The organism is Thermoactinomyces daqus (genome assembly GCF_000763315.1).
GTDB lineage: Bacteria > Bacillota > Bacilli > Thermoactinomycetales > Thermoactinomycetaceae > Thermoactinomyces_A > Thermoactinomyces_A daqus.
This window is the reverse complement of the sequence record NZ_JPST01000001.1, coordinates 35,978-56,305: the sequence shown is the minus strand read 5'-3', so window position 1 is coordinate 56,305 and position 20,328 is coordinate 35,978. Positions and strand designations below refer to the sequence as shown.

The following is a 20,328-nucleotide window of genomic DNA, read 5'->3' as shown; positions in this document are numbered from 1 at the left end:
CGTATGGCTAATCAAAACGGAAAGTCATCGGTTTTGGTCGAGTCCGAACAGGCTAAACTCGAATTTTTGCAGGAAGCAGCTCATCAGTTGAAAAATGAACATCCGATTGAGATCATTCGCTTTGGCATTGAACAAGTGGGCGTTTCCGGGATCACATTGGCCTGCAGCTTCGGGGCGGAAGATGTGGCCCTGGTGGATATGCTGTTAAAAGTGGATAAAGACGTGGATATTTTCTATTTGGATACCGATCTTCACTTTGCAGAAACTTATGAGGTGCGCGATCGGTTGAAAGAGCGTTACCAGAAAGACTTTATCCGCGTATCCCCGGCGCTTACCCTGGAGGAGCAGGCGGAAAAATACGGGGATGAATTGTGGAAAGTGAATCCCGACCAGTGCTGCCGCATTCGGAAGGTGGAGCCGCTCAAACAATTTTTGCGCGGATATCAAGGCTGGATCACGGGGATCCGGCGTGAGCAGTCCCCAACCAGGGCCCATACCGAAGTGGTCGAGTGGGATCGGGCGTTTGGCCTGGTTAAGATCAATCCGCTTGCTTATTGGACCAATGCGCAAGTTTGGGAATATATTTACAGCAATGACATTCCGTACAATAAACTGCATGATCAATCGTATCCCAGCATTGGCTGCCAGCCTTGCACGCGTCCCGTCAAACCGGGAGAAGATCCGCGTGCCGGACGCTGGGCAGGTTTAGACAAAACGGAATGCGGGCTTCATAACAGCCCGGTACGCTGATGATTTCCATCGTTTTCACCGGTTTTGTCGTCGGTTTGCTGGTAGGGTTGACCGGGATGGGCGGCGGATTGTTAATGACTCCGCTCCTCATTCTCTTTTATGGTTTTTCGCCCACCATGGCCGTTGGAACGGATTTGATTTATGCAGCGGTGACAAAAGCGGTTGGAAGCTGGCAACATATCCAGCAAAAAACACTGGATTGGCAGATTGTCCGAAAGCTGGCGATCGGCAGTATTCCGGGCGGAATCATCGGTGTGTGGCTGATCCAATTGCTCAAGCGGCTCACACCATTTCCGGTTGAAGATGTTTTGGGAAGAGTGATCGGTTTTACCTTTGTTTTTGTGGCGATTCTGATGTTTGCGCAACTTTTGCTGAACCGGAAAAATGGCCCGAAAATCCGCTTTAACGCCCCGCTCACCCTGGTGGGGCTGGCCGGCGGACTCCTGGTGGGTCTTACCTCGGTGGGAAGCGGTTCCATGTTTATGGTCGTCCTGCTATCCAGCACGGGCCTGACGGCCTCGAAATTGGTTGGAACGGATGTCGTTCATGCTTTTTTTCTGACATTGAGCGCGGGTCTGGTGCATGCTTCGTTTGGGCATGTGGATGTTTCATTTGTGCTGTGGCTGCTGCTCGGGTCGATTCCGGGCATTCTCATCGGGGGACGTCTTACCTTAAAGGTTCCTGATCTATGGCTGCGTTTTTTGATTATTCTCGTCCTGTTCATCACCGGCATTAAAATGATATGAAAGGAGAAGCGTCATGGAATATACAATCGCCCCTCACGGCGGACGTTTAATCAATCGCATCCTGGAAGGAGAAAAGAAGCAGGAATGGCTGGAGCGGGCGGCTTCTTTTCCGCAAATCACCGTATCAAAAGTGACACTGTCAGACTTGGTATGCATCGCGACAGGGGTCTTTTCGCCTCTCACGGGCTTTTTGTCCGAAGAGGATTACAAATCGGTCCGGGATTCGATGCGTTTAAGTGATGGAACGGTTTGGAGCATCCCGATCACCCTACCGGTGCCGGAAGAAAAGGTCGAAGAAATCAAAAAAGCGGATTATGTGACGTTGACTGATTCGGAAGGAACGGTGATTGCCGTACAGGAAGTCCACAGCCTTTACCGGGTGGACCAACGGGAAGAGGCGCGCAAGGTATATCGCACGGATGATGAGAAACATCCGGGGGTGGCCCGGTTATTGCGACAGTCTCCGTATTACCTTGGCGGTGACATCTGGCTTGTCAATCGCCCGGACCGCGGCCGATTTGCCCGATATACGTATGATCCCGCGGAGACGAGACAGATGTTTATCGAACGCGGCTGGCGCAAAGTGGTCGGATTCCAAACCCGCAATCCGGTGCACCGCGCCCATGAATATCTGCAAAAATGCGCCCTGGAAACGGTTGATGCTTTGTTTTTGCATCCGTTGGTCGGGGAGACGAAGGCAGATGATATTCCTGCGGATGTCCGTGTCAAAAGCTATGAAGTGATTTTAAAGCATTACTATCCGCAGGATCGGGTTCTGTTTGGCGTCTATCCGGCGGCCATGCGCTATGCCGGACCGCGTGAGGCGATCTTTCATGCGCTCGCCCGCAAAAATTACGGGTGTACCCATTTTATTGTCGGACGGGATCACGCCGGAGTGGGGAATTATTACGGAACTTATGATTCCCAAAAAATTTTCACCCAATTTACCGAAACGGAACTGGGGATTACCCCTCTCTTTTTTGAACACAGCTTCTATTGCAAAAAATGTGCGGGAATGGCTTCCTACAAAACCTGCCCCCACAGCGATGAAGACCGGGTCATTCTGTCCGGGACAAAAGTGCGCCAAATGTTGAGCGAAGGCATTTATCCGCCTCCGGAATTCTCCCGTCCGGAAGTGGTGAAGGTGTTAATCGAAGGAATGAGGGAAAAAGCGAAAACGAGCTTGTAAGGGGACATGAAAAAGGCGAGAAGGATGATGACAAAATTCAATAGGAGGGGATGGGTGTTTTTTCTGCAGCGACCTTTGTGACGAAGGAACCGGGAGCAAAGAAAAAGCACCCGGCCCGGCGAACTTACGTTTAGGGATTTTGTCAACATGCTGACGGCGAGGAAGGATAACTCCTTTCTCGCCTTCGTTTTTTTCAGGGCCGTGCCAGAAAACGCTGGATGTGGGGACGGACATCCTCGATTGGAATGGCAAATCCGATGCATTGTGAGGGATAAATGATCAATGTATTGATTCCGATCACTTCTCCCAATATGTTGACCAGTGGCCCGCCGCTGTTGCCGGGGTTGATGGCTGCATCCGTCTGCACGACATTTTCATATGAACGGTTGCCCACGCGCAGAGGTCTGTTTTTTCCACTGATTACGCCGACGGTGACGGTCTGTTCCAAACCGTATGGATTGCCCACTGCCAGCACCCATTCCCCCACCTGGGTATTTGCCGATGTGCCGAGCGGCAGCGGTTTCAGCGGATGGGGCAAGGGAATGCGGATCACTGCCAAATCCTTTCTTTCATCAGCCCAAATCGGTGTGGCCGGCAACGGGTGTTTGATTCCTTCCACTTTGACTCGGATGCGGGATGCCTGGTGGATCACATGTTCATTGGTTAAAATATATCCTTTCGGATGGATGACAAATCCGGAACCGAACTGTCCTTCCCGATTCGCTTGGAAGTCATGGGTTTCGGGAAACAGAAAGTCGAACAGGTTCCTTTGCAGTGATCCGGTTGTCAGGCTGCGGTCGGCTTCAATGGAAACGATGCTCTTTTTTATGCGCCGGAAGACGGAGACAAAGACGTTGGCCGGATGCATGGAGGCAATCTGGGTTCCACCTCGATAAACGCGCAGTTTTCCTCGGGACATCTTCATCACTCCCCCGCCCTGACAGATCAAGGGCGCTATATCTTATGCCGGAGAGACAGGAGAAGACCGGGCGGGCGTGGAGGAACCTGGGGTTTGTAAACCTAATTTTTATTTTAAGTTGACATTAAACAGCCAAGATTTTACACTTTAGTTGGACATCATGAATCAATAAGGGGATAGGAATCATGACAAAATCGGTTTTACGCGTACGTGACATGACATGGATGGCCATGTTTGTCGCACTGCTCGCCATCAGCGGAATGTTTTCCATTCCGGTCGGGCCTGTGCCGATCACGTTGCAAACGCTGGTGGTGATGCTGGCCGGGTCCGTGTTGGGAGCCAGACGAGGGTTTATCAGCATGGTTGTTTTTATTTTACTCGCAGCTGTCGGGGCACCGGTCTTGAGCGGAGGCGGGGGAGGAATCGCCCACTTGCTCGGCCCGACCGGCGGATATATTATCAGTTGGCCGTTTGCTGCGTTTTTGATCGGCTGGATCATTGAACGATGGGGAGACAGTGTTTGGAAATTAATGGTGGCACACGTTGTCGGAGGGGTTGCCTTCATTCATTTGGTAGGATTCACGTGGGTTGTCTCTTATCTGCATCTGCCATTAAACATGAAAACCTTCATCACTTCCCTGTTTATTTTCCTGCCGGGCGATCTGGTAAAAGCTGTGGTGGCCTCTCCCGTGGCATCCGCGGTTTACCGGGCATTGCCCGCGTTAAGGCCCGGACGGGGACAATCTGTATTATGAGTGCGGCAGCGCCCTGCATCCGGGGCGCTTATTTTTTATCGACCGCAAGCGGGATGAGATCGGTATGACTTTGGATAAACTGTAAAAAGCGGTCATTCATGGGAACGACCAGATCAGTTGCTCCGATGGAATGTACCCCGTGCCGGTTGATGATGTTTAACCGGGCTACGGAAAGCTTGTAATATTGCTTTCCATGTCTTTCGATTTCAATTGGCCATTCCGGCTTGTGCATTTGGTTCATTTGTGGAAGAGAATAAGGCATAAGGCCGATAATATCACTCAACAGAATATAGTAAGAGAGATGCGGTTTTTGAAAAACCATTTCTCTCGTGGTCAGCGTCGCTTTCCAATTTTTTTTTGTCTGCGAAAAAAGCAAATGGCCGGCCAGGCCTTTGATGGGAATAAAATCGGAATGAAACATAAGAATATGCACCTTTCATTTTATTTATGCTAAAATTTAAGGACATTTATGGAAACTGTAACTGATATTCAGAAGTTATTGAAAAGGTTTGGGACGGTGATTTACACCGGCGATCGCCAGGGAGATCTCGAGTTGATGCAGGACGAGATCAGAGAATTGAAGGAGATCGGGGCCATCGATTCCGAGACCTATCTCAAGGCGGCCTTAATCTTGCAAAGGCGGCTTCAGTCGGGCAAGGGATAAAGGAGGTAAATATTTTTGAATGCGCTTACAAGAAGGAAATCGCTGAAACAGCTGCAACAGGAAGGATTGAAATCAACCGGTTTAAAAAGGGTATTATCGTTGCCCACCCTGACAGCGATCGGGTTGGGTGGAATTATCGGTGTCGGAATATTTGTTCTGACCGGTGTTGCAGCGGCGAAACATGCGGGCCCCGCGGTTATTGTGTCATTTATCATCGCCGGACTGGCCAGTGCGGCAGCTGCGCTCTGTTATGCAGAATTTTCCGGATTGATTCCCGTTGCCGGAAGTGCCTATACGTATAGTTATGCAGTGCTCGGTGAATTTGCCGCGTGGATGATCGGTTGGGATCTGCTGTTGGAGTATGCTTTGGTCGTTTCCGTGGTGGCGATTGGCTGGTCGGGCTATTTTAATTCGATACTGGAGCAGTTTGGCCTTCATTTGCCTGTATGGGCGCAAGGAGCACCCGGAACCGGCGCAGGGCATCATTTTGACTTATTTGCTTTTATCATCAGCTTGGGGATTGCGGGTCTTCTGACGCTCGGAGTAAAGGAAGGAGCGCGCTTCAACAACATCATGGTGGCGATCAAGCTGGCGATTATCGTCGTGATCATCGGCATCGGTGCCTTTTATGTGAAACCGGAGCTGTGGCATCCTTTTATGCCGTTTGGATTTGGAGGAGTCGTCAGCGGAGCGTCGCTGGTCTTTTTCGCCGTGTTCGGGTACGACACGTTGACAACAGCAGCCGAAGAAGCGAAAAACCCGCAGCGCGATTTGCCGCGTGCAGTTGTGCTGTCTCTGGTGGTCGCACTGATTTTGTATGCGGGAATGTCATTGGTTTTGACGGGAATCGCCAAATATTCGACGCTTAACAACGCGGCTCCGGTGGCCCACGCATTTGCCGCACTCGGACTTAAGTGGGTGACGGTCATCATCTCCGTTGCTGCGGTGGCCGGGATTTTGAGTGTGCTCTTCTCCTTCATGCTGGCTGCGGCGCGCATCTGGTTTGCGATGAGCCGCGATGGATTGTTGCCTGGATGGTTTGCCAAAATCCATCCGCGCTTCCAGACACCTTATCGCCCGACCCTGATTTTGGGTGTGTTGACGGCGTTTGTGGCCGGGCTTACTCCGATTGCAGAGGTGGCGGAATTGGTCAATATCGGAACGCTGTCAGCCTTTATTCTGATTTGCAGCTCGATCATTGTGCTGAGGAAGAGACAGCCGAACCTGGAACGCACTTTCCGTACTCCCTGGGTTCCATTTACCCCCATCGTCGGCATTTTATTCTCCATCTGGCTGATCATCAAACTCCCGGCCGTTACCTGGGAGCGGTTTGTGATCTGGCTGGTGATCGGTTTGATTATTTACTTTGGCTATGGAAAGAGAAACAGTAAGTTGGCAAAAGAACATCAGCCGTAATGTTTCCGACTCTGAAATCAAAGCCCTGGGCAGATAAGTGAAATCACTTGGAGCCCGGGGCTTTTTTACGGTTTCTGCTAAAGTTTTGCCGAATAGAAGGCCGGCAGGTTCCGCTCATAAGCGGCGATTTTCGCTTCCGATTGCAAAGTGATGCCGATATCATCCAATCCCTCAAGCAGACAATAGCGACGATAGGAATCGATGGCAAACGAATAAGAAAGTCCGCTGTCGTCGTAAACGCGCTGTTCTTCCAAATCGACCGTCAGCTGGTAACCTGTCTGTTTCCTGGCGCGTTCAAACAACGTTTCCACCTGTTCTTCGCTGAGTTTGACCGGGAGCATCCCGTTTTTAAAGCAGTTGTTATAGAAGATGTCGGCGAAGGAAGGAGCGATGACGACGCGGATTCCGAAGTCATTGAGAGCCCAGGGGGCATGTTCGCGGGAAGAACCGCAACCGAAGTTCTTGCGGGTGAGCAAGATGCTGCTGTTTTGGTATTCCGGTTGATTGAGAACAAATGAGGGGTCTGGGTTTCCATTTTCGTCAAACCGCCAGTCGTAAAAGAGAAACCGGCCAAATCCGCTCCGTTCGATCCGTTTCAGAAATTGCTTGGGGATAATCGCATCCGTATCGACATTCGCCCGGTCCAACGGGGCGACAATTCCGCGGTGTTGTTTAAGTGGTTGCATAAATCCCATCCTCCTGATCCCGGTATTTCCATTCCCGCACATCGACAAAATGTCCGGCGATCGCAGCTGCAGCGGCCATAGTTGGCGAGACGAGGTGTGTTCTCCCCCCGCGCCCTTGCCGTCCTTCAAAGTTCCGGTTGGAGGTGGAAGCACAGCGTTCTCCCGGCTTCAGGGTATCGGGGTTCATCGCCAGACACATGCTGCAACCCGCTTCGCGCCATTCAAATCCCGCCTGCGTAAATATTTTGTCCAATCCTTCTGCTTCGGCTTGCTGTTTGACCAGCTGCGAGCCGGGCACAACCATTGCATGGACGTGTGGGGCCACCTTATAACCTTTGACTACCCGGGCTGCGGCGCGCAGGTCTTCAATGCGCGAGTTGGTGCAGGAACCGATGAAAACACGATCGATTTTGATTTCGCTGATCGGAACCCCCGGGGTAAGCCCCATATACTCAAGGGCCAATCGGGCCGCTTTCTGTTCCGTTTCCGTCGCAAACGAGGCGGGATCGGGGACGCATTGGGTAATATCGGTTCCCATTCCCGGACTGGTTCCCCACGTAACTTGCGGAGCGATTTTTCCGGCATCGATTTCGACATAACTGTCAAAAACGGCACCTTCATCGGTACACAGTTGCTTCCACTCTTCCACCGCCCGCTCAAATGCTTCACCTGACGGAGCAAAGGGGCGTCCGCGCAAGTAGGAGAACGTCGTCTCATCCGGAGCGATCATGCCGGCTCGGGCGCCTGCCTCGATCGACATGTTGCAGACGGTCATTCTTTCCTCCATCGACATGTTCCGGATCGTTTCTCCCGTATATTCGATCACGTGGCCGGTCGCTCCGTCCGTGCCGATTTCCGCGATCAAGGCGAGAATGGCATCCTTGGCCGTCACTCCCGGCGGGAGATTTCCCCGGAAGTGAACCCGCATCGTTTTGGGTTTCAATTGCTGGAGGCATTGCGTTGCCAATACATGCTCCACCTCACTCGTGCCGATCCCGAAGGCGAGCGCGCCAAATGCTCCGTGGGTGGAGGTATGGCTGTCACCGCAGACAATCGTTTTTCCGGGAACGGTAAGTCCGAGTTCGGGGCCGATCACATGAACGATCCCTTGGCGCTCATGGTGCAGATCAAACAACGGGATTCCAAATTCCTCGCAGTTTTTCGCCAATGTTTCCATTTGCTTTTTGGCGATGGGATCGGTGATCGGCAGACGGCGGTCGGTTGTGGGGACATTGTGATCCATCGTGGCGATGGTCAAATCGGGGCGGCGCACTTTTCGCCCGGCCATGCGCAAACCTTCAAATGCCTGGGGAGACGTGACCTCATGGATGAGATGAAGATCGATGTACAGAATGGCAGGCTTTCCTTCCTGCTGTTCAATCACATGACGTTCCCAAATCTTTTCAAACATCGTCCGTGGTTTCATCAGGCTCACCTCAACTTTTTTCTCAGCTCAGCAGAATCAACCATTTAGATTGGCGAAAAAGTTATAATTGAAGACTATTTTAACAAAATTGCATCCTGTTTCAATAGTAAATTTTCGTCAGGGGAGAAAAAACAGGTTGAGGAGCAGGCAGATTGGCCTACATAATAAAAGGAAGAATCATGCTATTTAAAACTAAGAATATTTACAGGAAAAGAGGAATCGCTGTGGGAGAGAAAAAGTGGTGGCGCTTGCGGGAGATACCCGATTTGGATGTGGAAATGGAAGAAGCGGCCCGCAAACGGGTGCGCTCGTTAACCAAGCCCGTGGGGAGCCTCGGGATGTTGGAAGAGATTTTTATTCGCCTGGCGGGAATCACGGGTGAGACGATTCCGGATATCAGAAAAAAGGCCGTCGTTGTGATGTGCGGGGATCATGGAGTTGCTCAGGCTGGAGTGAGCGCCTATCCACAAGAAGTGACCGGATTGATGATGGAAAATTTCCTTCGCGGCAAAGCGGCGGTCAATGTGCTTGCAGAGCTGGCCAGGGCCACTGTGATTGTGGCCGACCTCGGCAGTTTGCTGGAACCGGTGCCGGAAGGGGTGATCGATTGTAAAGTTCGCAAAGGAACCCGCAATTTTCTGGAAGAGCCGGCGATGACCGTCTCTGAAGTGATCCAAGCGGTTGAGGTCGGAGTGCGGCTGGCGCATCAACTGGGCGGGCAGGGAGTTCGCCTCATCGCCCCCGGTGAGATGGGCATCGGCAATACAACTTCGGCTTCAGCGCTGGCGGCTGCCCTTACCGGAAAGGATGTCGGGGCGTTGACCGGACGGGGAACAGGGATTACCGATGAAAATCTGGTGCGCAAACAAGAGGTGATCCGGCAGGCATTGGCTCTGCATCAACCCGGGAATGCGATGGAAGCGCTGATTTGTGTAGGAGGGCTGGAGATTGCCGGCATGGTCGGTTTATACCTCGGAGCGGCACAAATGAGGATGGCTGCTGTCATGGATGGCCTGATTTCCACAGTGGCTGCGGCGATCGCCGTTGAAATGGAACCGGAGGTGAAGTCTTATCTGTTCGCATCCCACCTCTCGGCTGAACCCGCCCACCGCATCCTGCTGAATCGTTTGCAGCTGACACCGTTGATCACCGCAGAGATGAGGCTTGGGGAGGCGAGCGGCGCATCACTGGCCTTCCCGCTGTTCGATGCGGCCGTGGCTCTCGCCGAGCGGATGGCCACCTTTGCCGATCTCGGGCTTCCTGAACCTGATTGAGGTGATTGGTCAAGAGGCAAAGGGTGGATTCATGACACAATATCGATCGCATCGGAAAAAGAGGGAGTGTGTCATTTGGCTAAACTGGAGCGTTTTGGCCATGGCGGCGATCTGCTCACCGCCGCAGAGATGTTTGGCTGTCAGAGAGATTTTGTTGATTTCAGTTCCAATATCAACCCGTTCGGCCCTCCGTCCGTCGTGATGGAGACGATGGAGAAGGTGCTTCGGGAACCGGGTTTGCCGGCGATCGCCGTTTATCCCGATCCGGATCTGCGCCTGCTTAGGAAAAAGCTGGCCCGTTTGCACCGGGTAAGCGAAGAGATGGTCTTGCCCGGAAACGGAGCAGCCGAACTGATTGATCTTTTGGTTGCGGCGTTAAAGCCAAAGCGCGTCGGCGTGGTGGAACCGGCTTTTTCCGAATATCGCCTGGCAGCGCAGAAAAGAGAGATCCCCGTCCAAAGTGTGATTACCGGCTGGGAGCAGGACTTTCTCCCAAAAACAGAAGAGATGGAAACATTGATCCGGGATGTGGAACTGCTCTTTCTCGGGAGGCCCAACAATCCTTCCGGGCATTTCATCACGGAAGGGCAATTGGAAGAGTTGGCCCTGCTGGCAGAGCGCTTTGGCACGATACTGGCGATTGATGAAGCGTTCATCGATTTCGTTGATCAGGGCGAAACGCGTTCGTTCATCTCCCGCCTCTCCCGTTTCCCGCATGTTGCTGTCCTGCGATCGTTGACGAAAATGTTTGCTCTTCCCGGATTGCGACTGGGGTATGCAGTTGCCGGTGAGAATCTGATTCGCCGGATGAAACGGATGCAAGTATGCTGGAGTGTCAGCGGTTTGGCGGATCGTATCGGCTGTGCGGTGGCTGATCCGGATTTTTATCATGGCTACGTCGATGAGGTGCGGCGCCGGCTCGTGGCGGAACGGAAGTTTCTCTGCCAAGCCTTGCGCCGTTTCGCTTCACTCGAGGTTTATCCGGGAGAGGCCAATTATTTGCTCATCCGGACGATCCGCGGGAGGACGTCGGAACAGCTTCAGCAGCAACTGGGAAAACGGGGGATTTTAATTCGGGATTGTTCGATGTATCCGGGACTGGATGAGCGGTATTTCCGGATCGCCGTGAAAAAAAGAGAAGATAATCAGGTGTTGGTTCAGGCGTTGGGAGAGCTTTTGCAAGAGGGGTGAGAACATGAGACTAGTTCTGGTAACCGGGGGCGTGCGCTCGGGGAAAAGCGCCTTTGCCGAGACGCTTTGCAGGCAGAGAGGGGAGGAAGTGATTTATTTGGCCACCTGTGAGCCGGCAGATGCGGAAATGAAGGCGCGCATCGCAAACCATCAGCTGAGAAGGCCCGCGGATTGGGAAGTGCTGGAGGAACCCCATCATTTGGCCGGGGCGCTGGCCGGAATTCCGGCTGAAAAAATGATCCTGCTCGACAGCATCACCGCTTGGGTGAGCAATCGCCTGGAACGGCATGGTGGCGAATCGGGACAAAAAAACGCCATCGGACGGATCATCGAAGAGGCGGGAGAGTGGCTCGCTTTGCTCAAAACGCGAAACGCGATTGTGGTCACGGATGAAGTGGGGCTGGGCGGCGTGGCGATGCACCCGGTCACCCGGCAATTTCAGGACGCGTTGGGAACCGTGAATCAAATGGTGGCGGAGCAGGCAGATGAAGTCTGGATGGTTATTTCGGGAATTCCGTGGAAGGTGAAAGGATGAACGCTTTTTGGCATGCCGTCGCTTTTTTGACCCGGTTTCCGGTTCCTGTTCGATTGAAATCGGAGGGCTGGGAAAAAAGCACGATGTGGTATCCGGTGGTCGGAGTGGGATTGGGCGCTTTCCTGGCCGTGATCGATTTTTTGGTTGCTCGCTGGTTTTCGCCGCCGCCCCGGGCCCTCATCGATACGGCTGTCTGGATTTTTATGACGGGGGGATTGCATCTCGACGGATTGATGGATACCGCTGACGGCTTTGGCTCCCACCGGGATCGCGAACGGATGCTGGCGATTATGAAAGATTCCCGCATTGGTGCGATGGGGATGATTGCCGGCGTTCTTTTGATCCTGTTCAAAGCGGCAGCGGTTTGGACGCTGGCCCAGGGACCGGCCTCACTGTTTCGATCCGTCCTGGTTGTTGCCTGTGCCCTGGGGCGAATGGGAGCGGTCTGGGGGATTTTCTTTTTTCCCTACATTCGCGAGGACGGGATCGGAGTCGGAATGAAAGAACATTTAACCTGGATCAGGATGCTTTTCGCCTGGATTTGCTGTTTGCTGCCGGCTGTGATTTTGCTCGGCTGGCCGGGTGTCGTTTTATCTGTCGTCGCACTGTTGGTCAGCGGGGGCATCGGTCTGGTCGCCAAGCGGCGGATCGGCGGCTGCACCGGAGATCTGTATGGCGCCATGATTGAGCTCACGGAAGTTTGCCTGCTGTTGATTCTGTCGCTCAGGGGGGTGGAAAAATGGTTCGTCTGATCTGGATTCGGCATGGTGAAACGGAGGCCAACCGGGCGAAAAGATATATCGGGCATCTGGATGAGCCTTTAAACGGCAGCGGCATTGAGCAGGCAGGGCGACTGGCCCGTTCCCTTGCCCATCTCGACGTGGAGATCATGTATGTGAGCGATTTGCGGCGCTGTCGGGAAACAGCCCGGTTTTGTGCCAAACATTGGCCTGATGCCCCGATGGAAATCACGCCGGACTTGCGGGAGTGCTCATTTGGGCGGTGGGAAGGATGGACCTACCGGGAGATCGCCGAACGGGAGTCGGAGCTCTTGCAAAAATGGCTGGGGGATCCGTTCCGGCATGCTCCGCCGCAGGGGGAGAGCCTGAGGGATTTGGATCGGCGTTTAACTTCATGGCTGGAGGAAGCGGAACAAAAAACAGTCGGGAAAACGGCGGCCGTCTTTTCCCATGGTGGCCCGATCCGCTGGTTTTTGGCGAAACATGTCTTTCGCGATTGGGATCAGTTTTGGCGGCTGGAGATTCCTCATGCCGGTGCATGGGTTGCCGTGAAAGAGGAGCGATGGGAAATCGAGCGGATTTTTGCCGGAAACGGGGCGGAGGAGTCATAATGCAAAAGTTGTTTCAAAACGGAAGCTGGTTATTGACATGGGAGCAAACGCCGGAGCGGGTGATGGTTGCCTCCGAAAGGCCGCTGACCGTACTGTCGAGCGCGGTGTACGGAGGGGAGAAAAAAACGGCGCTTCGCCTGATTAACCGCCATGTGCCGCTGAGCTATGCCGCTTCTGATCCGGAAGGGGAAATCGCCGGGTGGCTTTTGCGCAGCAACTTGGATCCCGAAGAGTCGGTTGTGTTGCTTACCGCAGCCGATATTGATCGCGGCTGCCTGCGGGTAATCGAAGAAAAAACGTTTCGCCTCGCTGTTTTTGCTACTGCGGGTGTGAGCAATGCCGCACGGGCGGGAGAGGCGTATCCCGTTTTTTGGCATCATTCTGACTTAAGACCCGGAACGATTAATTTGATGATCGTGATCGATGGAAAGATGACGGCAGCCGCCATGATCAATGCCGTGATGACGGCGACGGAAGCGAAAGCGGCCGCCCTGCAGGATTTGCATGTAAAGGATGCACATGGAAAACAGGCGACAGGAACAACGACTGATGCGGTCATCATTGCCGCCACGCAAATGGAACTGGCCGGTTATACTCATGTGTATGCGGGAGTGACTACACCGCTCGGCAATGCGATTGGACAGGCTGTGTCCGCATCCGTTCGCCAGGCGGTGGCCGGTTCGGGAGGATAAGGGGAGAAAGAGGATCGGGATGGAGAAAATATGGATCATTTGCGGAGCTTTTCTGCTTGAACTGATGTTCGGGGACCCCCGCTGGCTTCCCCACCCCGTCGCCGGGATCGGCCGCTGTATCACATGGCTGGAAAAAGGGCTTCTCCGCCTGATTTCCCGCCTTGCCGTTACCGGCCGGAAAGTCCGCCTGCTCGGGTTGCTGTTTCCGCTGGTGATTGCCGGAGGAACCTACGGACTGGCATGGGGGATCACAAAACTGTGTGATGGTTGGAGCCCGCTGGCCGGACTGGTGAGTGAAATCGTCTTGGTTTGGCTGACGATCGCGCCGAAAGGGCTGGCTGACGCGGGGAATCAAATCTTCCGGGCGCTGGCGGAGGGAGATGTGGAAAAGGCCCGCCGGGAACTGGCGATGGTGGTCGGACGGGATACGGAGCATCTCGACTGTGATGAAATCGTCCGCGGAGGGGTGGAAACGGTGGCGGAAAATATTGTCGATGCAGTGATTTCACCTTTGTTTTATGCGCTGATCGGCGGAGCCCCGCTCGCCTTTGCCTACCGGGCAGTCAACACCCTGGACGCGATGGTGGGCTATCGAAATGAAAAGTACATCGATCTGGGCTGGGCTTCGGCCCGGCTTGACGATCTGGCCAACTGGCTGCCCGCCCGCCTGACCGTTATCCCCATGCTGGCAGCTGCTTTTTGTTTGCGCCTCGATTTCCGTTCCGGTTGGCGCGTGGTCCGGCGCGATGCTCATCTGCACCCCAGCCCCAACAGCGGCATTCCTGAATCCTTGATGGCAGGGGCGTTGAATATTCAACTCGGGGGAACCAATACCTATCAGGGGAAGGTTTCAGTTCGCGCCCGGCTTGGTGACCCCCGGCAACCGAAAAAACGGGTGCATCTGAAGTTGGCAGTGCGCATGATGTGGTGGACGACGGTGCTTTTCATCGCCGGTTGTTGCGAAATTGTCCTTGTTTGGAAAAAAATGTTTTTTCAGTCATGCATGATCCCGCCTTTTTAGGGGTAAATACAAGCAAGAATGCAAATAGGAAGGGAAAGCCCTCAAAGGAGTGGATCCGCTATTTTTCAAACAGGAGGAACATTGCTCCGCGGCGACGTGGAACAGGAGCTGAAGCGCATTCAGATTGTTGCTTCACCTGAAAATGAATTGGTGGCGGTTAAAAGCGTTCCGCCTGTTTTTCACGAGATCGGACGGGGAACGGATGCGATTGTCGTATCCCATCCGGAATTTCCGGGTATTGTGTTTAAAGTGTATGCAAAGGACCGGATTCATAAAAAAGAAAAAGAGTGGACGGTTTATCAAAAACTGGGGAATTGCCCCTTTTATGCCCGCTGTTACGGATACGGGGATCATTATCTCATCCTCAGCCATGAAAGCGGCCCGACCTTGTATGAATGCTTGGAACTGGGGATCGTGATTCCGGAGCAGGTGATCCGCGACGTCGAAGAGGCAGTTGATTGCGCGCGCTGCCAGGGTCTCAATCCCCGCGATATTCATTTGAAAAATGTGTTGTTGCAAAAGGGGCGCGCCAAGCTGATCGATGTGTCCGAGTATATGGAACCGGGTCGGGACCGGCGCTGGGAACATCTGGTGGAGGCTTATTATGTCTGTTATCCCTATATCCGTGGGCGAAAGATTCCCAAATGGCTGATGGAAAGAGTAAAAAGAGCTTATTTCAATCAGGGGGGAAATGCGTTTTCCCTGCCTTCTTTTGTGCAGAATATGAAGCAGCGAATGGGGATCGACTGGCTGACACAAGAGAAGAATGGAGAGGAGCAGGAAAATGTTTCAGAATCCGACTGATGCAGAGAGGGCAAAATTGCTGAAAGAGGCGAAAAATATCGCTGTGGTGGGATGCTCGGATAAACCTGAACGAACGAGCTATCTGATCGCTGCGGCATTGCAGGATGCGGGATATCGCATTTTTCCGGTCAATCCTTATCTGACCGGTCCGGTTTTGGGAGAAAAGCCCTATCGCTCACTGAGCGAGATCAACGAGCCGATCGATATTGTCAATGTGTTTCGCCGAAGTGAAGAGGTGTTTCCGATCGCGGAGGAAGCCGTCAAAGTCCGGGCAAAAGCGATCTGGATGCAGATCGGAGTCTGGAATGAAGAAGCGGCGGAGCTGGCCGCTGAAAATGGACTGATCGTGATCATGGACCGTTGTATTAAAGTGGATCATGCCATTCTGCTGGGGAAACGGTCCGCCCGGGAAGGCTGAGTCTGTAAGCCGTCCTGCACTCATTTTTGATATTTCCTGTATTTTGAAAACTTGGTTTGGTGATCAGCCCCCGAGTCCGGTGGAATAGCCGGACTTTTTTCTTTGACTGCGCAGGGGTTGCGCCGAACAAAAATAATATCCGCCAGATTTTTATATAGGAGATTGTGTTTCGATTTGTCGAAAAAAATAGATTTTTAGCGAAAGATGTGGCATAATGAAAAAGCAAACAGCGGGTTTTTCCCCTTACAGGTGTGGCAAATTCAGCTGATTGAGGTGAGTCAAAATGCAAACATTGAGGTTATCTCAATTGGTATTGGCAGTTTCCCCCGAGTTGTATGAATTGTTGACAGAAGCTGAACTGGATGCCAGCGTTTTGGTTCACGGTGAGCTTTCCAATATAAACAGGGACGATATCAGCCGCATTGTCGCACAGACGATCGCTTATCATCACGGAGATAAATGGTACCATTAACAGGGAAGGCCCGGAGAGCCCGGGTCTTCCTTATTAATGTACGTTGGTGGCCGAGTTTTCGAATTCGCGAATCGCCTGTTTGATCTCTTCCGGGAGAGGCTGGCTTTTTCCGGTTTTCGGGTTAATATAAACGACCGTTCCGCGACCGGCAGCTGCCAGTTGGTCATCGGCCAGCAGGGCATATTCAAAATCCATGCTGCTGTTGCCGATGCGACTGATGCGAACCCCGAGGTTCACCTTTTGCCCAAAGTGTACCTGCCGCAGATACTGGCACTCCAAACTTGCAGCCACAATGATTCCGCTGTGTTCCGAATGGAGATCGAACATCCTATCGGTTAGATTCAACTCCTCGAAATAGGCGATCCGCCCATGCTCAAAATAGCTGAAATAACTGACGTTGTTGATGTGTCCGAGCATATCGGTATCGGAGAACCGGACTTGAACCGGGGTGAAAAAGCGAAAAGAATCAACCCATTGATTTGGGTCTTCTGGTAGCCATGCAGGAATCATGGATCTGAACCTCCATTAACATGTCGTTAAAGAAAATGTTGGTACAAACAATATTATTATATAAATAAATTCATTTATAAATATGATTTTATTCCTGTAATTTTATGAGAAAAACGTCGAAATTAAATGCAGAAATTAAATACTTCATATGATATACTAAAAGTGGAAATGAAGGGGGCTAGTCCTGGTCCAAGGGGGGTCTTTTTGATGCCGGCAGAGCAGACGAGACAATTATGTGTTTTCGTAAAAGACAAATTAAAAGAAGCGAAAGAAGAGCTGAATCATTTTCTTAATTATACCCATGTGCCCATGCTGCTGGGGGAAAAAGAAAATGATTCCGCACAAGAGGCCTATATCTGTGAATACCTGCAGGGTTTAAGGCATTTGAGTGTCGCTTGCGAACTCGGGTATGAGAAGGTGAGCCTCGTTTTGCGGCGAGCCAAGTTCAATCACGAGTTTGCGGAAAAAGTGCTGAGTGAAATCGTCCATTCATGCATTTATGCCTTTTATTATCCGAAGCACGAGGTATATGAGGAAGACGGCCGTTACACATATACTCAGATGGATGCGATCAAATTCCGACAAACTCCTCCCGAAGCTTTGCGGAAAATCACGGTTTCCCTGTCCAAGATCTTCGAAGCTTTGAGAGATGAGTTGGACTATTATGAAACGGATTATATCACGCGCATCCGTTTGCAATCCCGATAAGGTTGTGTTTGTTTGGCAAACAAACCCTGTTTCGTCCTCTGTTTCCGGGGGGTGTTTTTCGTCAATGAATGAATAATTATTCATGAACAAGCAATGACTTGACGACAAAACCCCAGGATAGGCTTAAGCAATGGATTGGAGTGGTGCCCCCCTCAGTGAACATGGGGAGGTCTGGGGGGACACCACGACCCGGCAAGCAGCAAAATTTTACAGAAAAAGGATAGAGAGAGATGGGAAAAAGGGGGAACTGTATGGTGGCGGGGCCGATCATTGAGGCGGATTTTATTGCTGAACCTCAAGGGAAAAGACTTGCGTCAGGCAGCTATCGGCGGAATCGCGCCCGCATAGAGCGATTGCTCAAAAATGACCCGAGAGTCGAATATTATCTGGTGCTGTCCATTTTGGAGGCGCGCAAAGGATATTGGCACCGGGCGCAAGCAGCCGTTGAGGAAGCGCTCAAGCTGGAGCCTCAGCATGCTGATGCCATGCTCCTGTTGGCGCAAATTTGTGAGGCGCAAAACGACCTGAAAGAAGCTGCATCGCTTTATCAGGCGTGTGTGCGGGTACATACCCGCTTTGCCAAGGCTTACCGTGAGTATGCGCGCTACTTGATGAGCCATACGGATACGATCACCCTGGCGCAAAATTTGTTGTTTCGCTGTCTGGAACTGGACCCCAAAGACTCAATTGCTCACACGCTGATGGCGGAAATTTACCTTTTACGCGGAAAAACCGGACAAGCTCTTTTGCACTTGGAACTGGCAGCTCACTACTATCGGGCCAACCCCTTGTACCATCAACGCAAAGCAAAAGTGTTCATCGAGATGAAAAAGTACGAGGAAGCGGCGCGGCAATTGAAATTGGCGCTGAGGATGGACCCGAAAAACAAAGTGATACGCTCAGAATTCACCGAGGTGCTTAAAGCGACGAACACACCCCGGATTTTCCTGTTTTGGAAGCGTTGGGTAATTTAAAACTGTTGGATTAGACCGCCAAACTTGAAAAAGTTTGAAAACGATCATCGACATGATATCGACAAATTTCGGGGAGCGTGTTAAAATGTTCGTGTAAGTAAGGTTGACCTTCTTGCTTACGCTACCACGCTTCTTTTTAACTCCTTAATCTTGACCCTCTTTCATGTGACCAGGTAAACCTGGTCTTTTTTCTTTTTCCCGGGTTTCTGTTATGCTGATTAAAAATGGAATGTGAACGGAGGTTTGAATAAAAGCGATGGCTCACAATCTCTATCAATTATTTTTTATTTATTATCACCGGGGGGAATATTGGGAAGCGCACGAAGTTTTGGAAGAATTGTGGCAATCACAGCGTCACAATGACTTTTATCACGGTTTGATCCAAATTGCGGCCATCATGCATCAACTCAACAGAGGAAAAGTGCGCGGAGCCAGAAAACTGGCGACCAGTGCCATCAAATACCTTTCGCCGTTTGCTCCCGAAAAAGATGGTGTTTTGGTCGATCGGGTTCTGGATTGGTTGAACCTCTGTCTGGAGGTGCTTCCGGATGGAGTGGAAAAACTGCCGCCCGATGATGCGCTGTTGAAAGAAATACCGGTTTGTCCGCTGCCTGATGTTCGGGAGGTAAATTCCAATTAGCGAACCCTGTGAGGAAGAGTTGGAACAAAGCCCGAAGCGGAGTGAAGCGCCTGAGGAAAGGATGACTCAGCGATCAGTCAGCAACAAACTTTCACCGATGCAGGTCTATCCAAAATGAATATTTTTTATGATGTGTTATCATAAAAACCTCCTTCTCCGACTAAATAATGAATATAGAAAATGTGTAGGAGCATCATCAGCGGAGAGGAGGAGGATGGATGAAAGGGCGGGGCTGGACAGCTGAAGAAGATCAACTGTTAAAAGAATGTGTACTCCAGACAATTATCAATGGAGGCACGCAGGTTGAGGCGTTTGAAAAAATTGGAAAAAAATTGGGCCGCACGCCCGGAGCCTGCGGGTTTCGTTGGAACGCCGTCCTGCGGCAAAAAGATCCGCTTTCCTATACAGAGGCAAAAAAGAAGCGTGTCTACCGCCAATTGCAACAAAAACGCGCCAATTCCCCCCAAAGCATATCGCAGTTGATTCCCCTTATAAAGCAGATGGAAAAAGAGGGCAGCAGACTGAAAGCAGAAGTGAAATCGCTGTCTGAAAAAGTGGAGAGCAAGCGGAAACAGGAGAAAGAATTGAGGGAAGAAAATAAAAAACTGCGGGAGGAAATGAACTCTTATCAATGGTATCAGCAGGAAGTGAAAGATAAATACCAGCATCTCATCCGTTTGATCTCTTCCGTGAAAGAACAGGCAGAGATCCCGTTTGAACTGAAAAATGACAAACGCCTTCAGGTGAAAGCCGATAACGAAGAAGGAATCACAACATAAGATAAAGTGCTTATTAAGTTCTAAGGCAGAAAGAGGTGCGGGTTTTGCCTGACCGGCTGACAGAATGCTTGGACTCTCGGTTGTCTCGCCTCGAAGAACAGATGGAAAAGGTGCAAAGCCAGCTGGAACAATTGATTAAGGAAAACCGGAAAATAAAGCAAGACTTCAAGTTTTTTGAACTCATGCTATTGGAGGAATACCAGTTATTGGTTCATTTGCTCAGCAAGGAGCAAGACCATCTTTTGATTCAGTCCATCGGCGCCGGTTCCAAACCGAATGAAGAAAAATGAGCCTGAAACGGGTAAGGCTCATGTTTTTTTGGTATTAAGAAAGTGCCCTCCGGAGCGGGGGCACTCAGCTTGTTGGCAAATTCCTGAATCGGAAGTCCGACGGGTCAGGGTGCTCTTT

Annotated in this window: 26 protein-coding genes; 21 read left to right on the top strand and 5 right to left on the bottom strand. The window is 51.7% G+C overall.

What is annotated here, in order from left to right; all coding sequences use genetic code 11:
* The first annotated feature begins 3 nt into the window (after positions 1–3).
* Genes JG50_RS0100310 through sat form a run of 3 tightly spaced genes read left to right on the top strand, consistent with a single transcriptional unit; the run spans position 4 to position 2,685 of the window.
* Complete coding sequence (locus tag JG50_RS0100310) at positions 4–750, top strand: phosphoadenylyl-sulfate reductase (RefSeq protein ID WP_052153842.1); 747 nt, start codon at positions 4–6, stop codon at positions 748–750.
* Positions 750–1,496, top strand: coding sequence for a sulfite exporter TauE/SafE family protein (locus tag JG50_RS0100305; RefSeq protein WP_052153841.1), 747 nt, complete (start codon positions 750–752; stop codon positions 1,494–1,496). Before JG50_RS0100310 ends, JG50_RS0100305 begins: the two co-directional genes overlap by 1 nt.
* A gap of 13 nt (positions 1,497–1,509) precedes the next feature.
* Entirely contained in the window at positions 1,510–2,685 is a 1,176-nt protein-coding gene (gene sat / locus JG50_RS0100300) for a sulfate adenylyltransferase (RefSeq protein ID WP_033099112.1), read from the top strand.
* A gap of 193 nt (positions 2,686–2,878) precedes the next feature.
* On the opposite strand, the gene JG50_RS0100295 is transcribed toward sat, so the two are convergent.
* Positions 2,879–3,604 carry a S1C family serine protease gene (locus JG50_RS0100295; RefSeq protein ID WP_052153840.1) on the bottom strand — a complete coding sequence of 242 codons (726 nt, stop codon included), beginning with the start codon at positions 3,602–3,604 and terminating at the stop codon, positions 2,879–2,881.
* Between the two features lie 185 nt (positions 3,605–3,789).
* Between JG50_RS0100295 and JG50_RS0100290 the strand changes: the two genes are divergently transcribed.
* Complete coding sequence (locus JG50_RS0100290; RefSeq protein ID WP_033099111.1) at positions 3,790–4,359, top strand: biotin transporter BioY; 570 nt, start codon at positions 3,790–3,792, stop codon at positions 4,357–4,359.
* A 28-nt stretch (positions 4,360–4,387) separates the two neighbouring features.
* Here the strand turns inward: JG50_RS0100290 and JG50_RS0100285 are convergent, their stop codons facing one another.
* The gene (locus tag JG50_RS0100285; protein WP_033099110.1) at positions 4,388–4,780 is read right to left on the bottom strand and encodes a hypothetical protein; all 393 of its coding nucleotides are present in this window, start codon (positions 4,778–4,780) and stop codon (positions 4,388–4,390) included.
* 48 nt (positions 4,781–4,828) lie between these two features.
* Here JG50_RS0100285 and JG50_RS0100280 point away from each other — a divergent pair, with 48 nt between their 5' ends.
* A complete protein-coding gene (locus JG50_RS0100280) occupies positions 4,829–5,023 on the top strand; it encodes a YqgQ family protein (RefSeq protein WP_033099109.1) in 195 nt (64 codons plus the stop codon).
* 15 nt (positions 5,024–5,038) lie between these two features.
* Positions 5,039–6,439: an amino acid permease gene (locus tag JG50_RS0100275; protein WP_033099108.1), complete on the top strand. Its 1,401-nt coding sequence runs from the start codon at positions 5,039–5,041 to the stop codon at positions 6,437–6,439.
* A gap of 77 nt (positions 6,440–6,516) precedes the next feature.
* On the opposite strand, the gene leuD is transcribed toward JG50_RS0100275, so the two are convergent.
* Together leuD and leuC are read right to left on the bottom strand one after the other, a co-directional pair.
* The gene (leuD, locus tag JG50_RS0100270; RefSeq protein ID WP_033099107.1) at positions 6,517–7,125 is read right to left on the bottom strand and encodes a 3-isopropylmalate dehydratase small subunit; all 609 of its coding nucleotides are present in this window, start codon (positions 7,123–7,125) and stop codon (positions 6,517–6,519) included.
* Positions 7,112–8,551, bottom strand: a complete 1,440-nt coding sequence (gene leuC / locus JG50_RS0100265) for a 3-isopropylmalate dehydratase large subunit (protein WP_033099106.1) — start codon at positions 8,549–8,551, stop codon at positions 7,112–7,114. Before leuC ends, leuD begins: the two co-directional genes overlap by 14 nt.
* Before the next feature lie 224 nt (positions 8,552–8,775).
* Here leuC and cobT point away from each other — a divergent pair, with 224 nt between their 5' ends.
* The 10 genes from cobT to JG50_RS0100215 all read left to right on the top strand — a co-directional run bounded on the left by cobT (position 8,776) and on the right by JG50_RS0100215 (position 16,309).
* A complete protein-coding gene (cobT, locus tag JG50_RS0100260; protein WP_033099105.1) occupies positions 8,776–9,825 on the top strand; it encodes a nicotinate-nucleotide--dimethylbenzimidazole phosphoribosyltransferase in 1,050 nt (349 codons plus the stop codon).
* Positions 9,826–9,900: 75 nt separating this feature from the next.
* Positions 9,901–11,016, top strand: a complete 1,116-nt coding sequence (gene cobD, locus JG50_RS0100255; protein WP_033099104.1) for a threonine-phosphate decarboxylase CobD — start codon at positions 9,901–9,903, stop codon at positions 11,014–11,016.
* 4 nt (positions 11,017–11,020) lie between these two features.
* Positions 11,021–11,551 carry a bifunctional adenosylcobinamide kinase/adenosylcobinamide-phosphate guanylyltransferase gene (gene cobU / locus JG50_RS0100250; protein WP_033099103.1) on the top strand — a complete coding sequence of 177 codons (531 nt, stop codon included), beginning with the start codon at positions 11,021–11,023 and terminating at the stop codon, positions 11,549–11,551.
* Positions 11,548–12,303, top strand: a complete 756-nt coding sequence (cobS, locus tag JG50_RS0100245; protein ID WP_033099102.1) for an adenosylcobinamide-GDP ribazoletransferase — start codon at positions 11,548–11,550, stop codon at positions 12,301–12,303. Before cobU ends, cobS begins: the two co-directional genes overlap by 4 nt.
* Positions 12,291–12,902, top strand: a complete 612-nt coding sequence (locus tag JG50_RS0100240) for a histidine phosphatase family protein (protein WP_052153838.1) — start codon at positions 12,291–12,293, stop codon at positions 12,900–12,902. The genes cobS and JG50_RS0100240 overlap by 13 nt, the downstream gene beginning before the upstream one ends.
* On the top strand, positions 12,902–13,594 hold the full coding sequence (locus JG50_RS0100235; protein WP_052153837.1) for an adenosylcobinamide amidohydrolase: 693 nt from the start codon (positions 12,902–12,904) through the stop codon (positions 13,592–13,594). Before JG50_RS0100240 ends, JG50_RS0100235 begins: the two co-directional genes overlap by 1 nt.
* A 19-nt stretch (positions 13,595–13,613) precedes the next feature.
* Complete coding sequence (cbiB, locus tag JG50_RS0100230) at positions 13,614–14,615, top strand: adenosylcobinamide-phosphate synthase CbiB (RefSeq protein ID WP_052153836.1); 1,002 nt, start codon at positions 13,614–13,616, stop codon at positions 14,613–14,615.
* 81 nt (positions 14,616–14,696) lie between these two features.
* A complete protein-coding gene (locus JG50_RS0100225) occupies positions 14,697–15,419 on the top strand; it encodes a hypothetical protein (RefSeq protein WP_052153835.1) in 723 nt (240 codons plus the stop codon).
* The gene (locus JG50_RS0100220) at positions 15,400–15,837 is read left to right on the top strand and encodes a CoA-binding protein (RefSeq protein ID WP_033099101.1); all 438 of its coding nucleotides are present in this window, start codon (positions 15,400–15,402) and stop codon (positions 15,835–15,837) included. Before JG50_RS0100225 ends, JG50_RS0100220 begins: the two co-directional genes overlap by 20 nt.
* A 283-nt stretch (positions 15,838–16,120) precedes the next feature.
* Positions 16,121–16,309 carry a hypothetical protein gene (locus JG50_RS0100215; protein ID WP_033099100.1) on the top strand — a complete coding sequence of 63 codons (189 nt, stop codon included), beginning with the start codon at positions 16,121–16,123 and terminating at the stop codon, positions 16,307–16,309.
* Between the two features lie 33 nt (positions 16,310–16,342).
* Here the strand turns inward: JG50_RS0100215 and JG50_RS0100210 are convergent, their stop codons facing one another.
* Positions 16,343–16,819, bottom strand: coding sequence for an acyl-CoA thioesterase (locus tag JG50_RS0100210; protein ID WP_033099099.1), 477 nt, complete (start codon positions 16,817–16,819; stop codon positions 16,343–16,345).
* Between the two features lie 207 nt (positions 16,820–17,026).
* Between JG50_RS0100210 and JG50_RS0100205 the strand changes: the two genes are divergently transcribed.
* The 5 genes from JG50_RS0100205 to JG50_RS0100185 all read left to right on the top strand — a co-directional run bounded on the left by JG50_RS0100205 (position 17,027) and on the right by JG50_RS0100185 (position 20,210).
* A complete protein-coding gene (locus JG50_RS0100205; RefSeq protein ID WP_033099098.1) occupies positions 17,027–17,527 on the top strand; it encodes a DUF3907 family protein in 501 nt (166 codons plus the stop codon).
* A 254-nt stretch (positions 17,528–17,781) separates the two neighbouring features.
* Positions 17,782–18,501 carry a tetratricopeptide repeat protein gene (locus JG50_RS0100200; RefSeq protein WP_160173772.1) on the top strand — a complete coding sequence of 240 codons (720 nt, stop codon included), beginning with the start codon at positions 17,782–17,784 and terminating at the stop codon, positions 18,499–18,501.
* Between the two features lie 256 nt (positions 18,502–18,757).
* On the top strand, positions 18,758–19,141 hold the full coding sequence (locus tag JG50_RS0100195; protein ID WP_033099096.1) for a DUF309 domain-containing protein: 384 nt from the start codon (positions 18,758–18,760) through the stop codon (positions 19,139–19,141).
* Positions 19,142–19,359: 218 nt separating this feature from the next.
* Positions 19,360–19,920: a Myb-like DNA-binding domain-containing protein gene (locus JG50_RS18510; RefSeq protein WP_052153834.1), complete on the top strand. Its 561-nt coding sequence runs from the start codon at positions 19,360–19,362 to the stop codon at positions 19,918–19,920.
* A 44-nt stretch (positions 19,921–19,964) separates the two neighbouring features.
* Entirely contained in the window at positions 19,965–20,210 is a 246-nt protein-coding gene (locus JG50_RS0100185; RefSeq protein WP_033099095.1) for a hypothetical protein, read from the top strand.
* Positions 20,211–20,328: the final 118 nt, after the last annotated feature.

Excerpts from the sequence above, each read along its gene's own strand:
- JG50_RS0100195 (WP_033099096.1), top strand. The coding sequence starts at position 18,758 with ATGGCTCACAATCTCTATCAATTATTTTTTATTTATTATCACCGGGGG.
- JG50_RS0100280 (WP_033099109.1), top strand. The coding sequence starts at position 4,829 with ATGGAAACTGTAACTGATATTCAGAAGTTATTGAAAAGGTTTGGGACG.
- sat (WP_033099112.1), top strand. The coding sequence starts at position 1,510 with ATGGAATATACAATCGCCCCTCACGGCGGACGTTTAATCAATCGCATC.
- cobS (WP_033099102.1), top strand. The coding sequence starts at position 11,548 with ATGAACGCTTTTTGGCATGCCGTCGCTTTTTTGACCCGGTTTCCGGTT.
- JG50_RS0100290 (WP_033099111.1), top strand. The coding sequence starts at position 3,790 with ATGACAAAATCGGTTTTACGCGTACGTGACATGACATGGATGGCCATG.
- JG50_RS0100220 (WP_033099101.1), top strand. The coding sequence starts at position 15,400 with ATGTTTCAGAATCCGACTGATGCAGAGAGGGCAAAATTGCTGAAAGAG.
- JG50_RS0100285 (WP_033099110.1), bottom strand. The coding sequence starts at position 4,780 with ATGTTTCATTCCGATTTTATTCCCATCAAAGGCCTGGCCGGCCATTTG.
- JG50_RS0100240 (WP_052153838.1), top strand. The coding sequence starts at position 12,291 with ATGGTTCGTCTGATCTGGATTCGGCATGGTGAAACGGAGGCCAACCGG.
- JG50_RS0100305 (WP_052153841.1), top strand. The coding sequence starts at position 750 with ATGATTTCCATCGTTTTCACCGGTTTTGTCGTCGGTTTGCTGGTAGGG.
- cobU (WP_033099103.1), top strand. The coding sequence starts at position 11,021 with ATGAGACTAGTTCTGGTAACCGGGGGCGTGCGCTCGGGGAAAAGCGCC.
- JG50_RS0100215 (WP_033099100.1), top strand. The coding sequence starts at position 16,121 with ATGCAAACATTGAGGTTATCTCAATTGGTATTGGCAGTTTCCCCCGAG.
- JG50_RS0100210 (WP_033099099.1), bottom strand. The coding sequence starts at position 16,819 with ATGATTCCTGCATGGCTACCAGAAGACCCAAATCAATGGGTTGATTCT.
- cbiB (WP_052153836.1), top strand. The coding sequence starts at position 13,614 with ATGGAGAAAATATGGATCATTTGCGGAGCTTTTCTGCTTGAACTGATG.
- JG50_RS0100235 (WP_052153837.1), top strand. The coding sequence starts at position 12,902 with ATGCAAAAGTTGTTTCAAAACGGAAGCTGGTTATTGACATGGGAGCAA.
- JG50_RS0100205 (WP_033099098.1), top strand. The coding sequence starts at position 17,027 with ATGCCGGCAGAGCAGACGAGACAATTATGTGTTTTCGTAAAAGACAAA.
- leuC (WP_033099106.1), bottom strand. The coding sequence starts at position 8,551 with ATGAAACCACGGACGATGTTTGAAAAGATTTGGGAACGTCATGTGATT.
- JG50_RS18510 (WP_052153834.1), top strand. The coding sequence starts at position 19,360 with ATGAAAGGGCGGGGCTGGACAGCTGAAGAAGATCAACTGTTAAAAGAA.
- JG50_RS0100310 (WP_052153842.1), top strand. The coding sequence starts at position 4 with ATGGCTAATCAAAACGGAAAGTCATCGGTTTTGGTCGAGTCCGAACAG.
- leuD (WP_033099107.1), bottom strand. The coding sequence starts at position 7,125 with ATGCAACCACTTAAACAACACCGCGGAATTGTCGCCCCGTTGGACCGG.
- JG50_RS0100295 (WP_052153840.1), bottom strand. The coding sequence starts at position 3,604 with ATGTCCCGAGGAAAACTGCGCGTTTATCGAGGTGGAACCCAGATTGCC.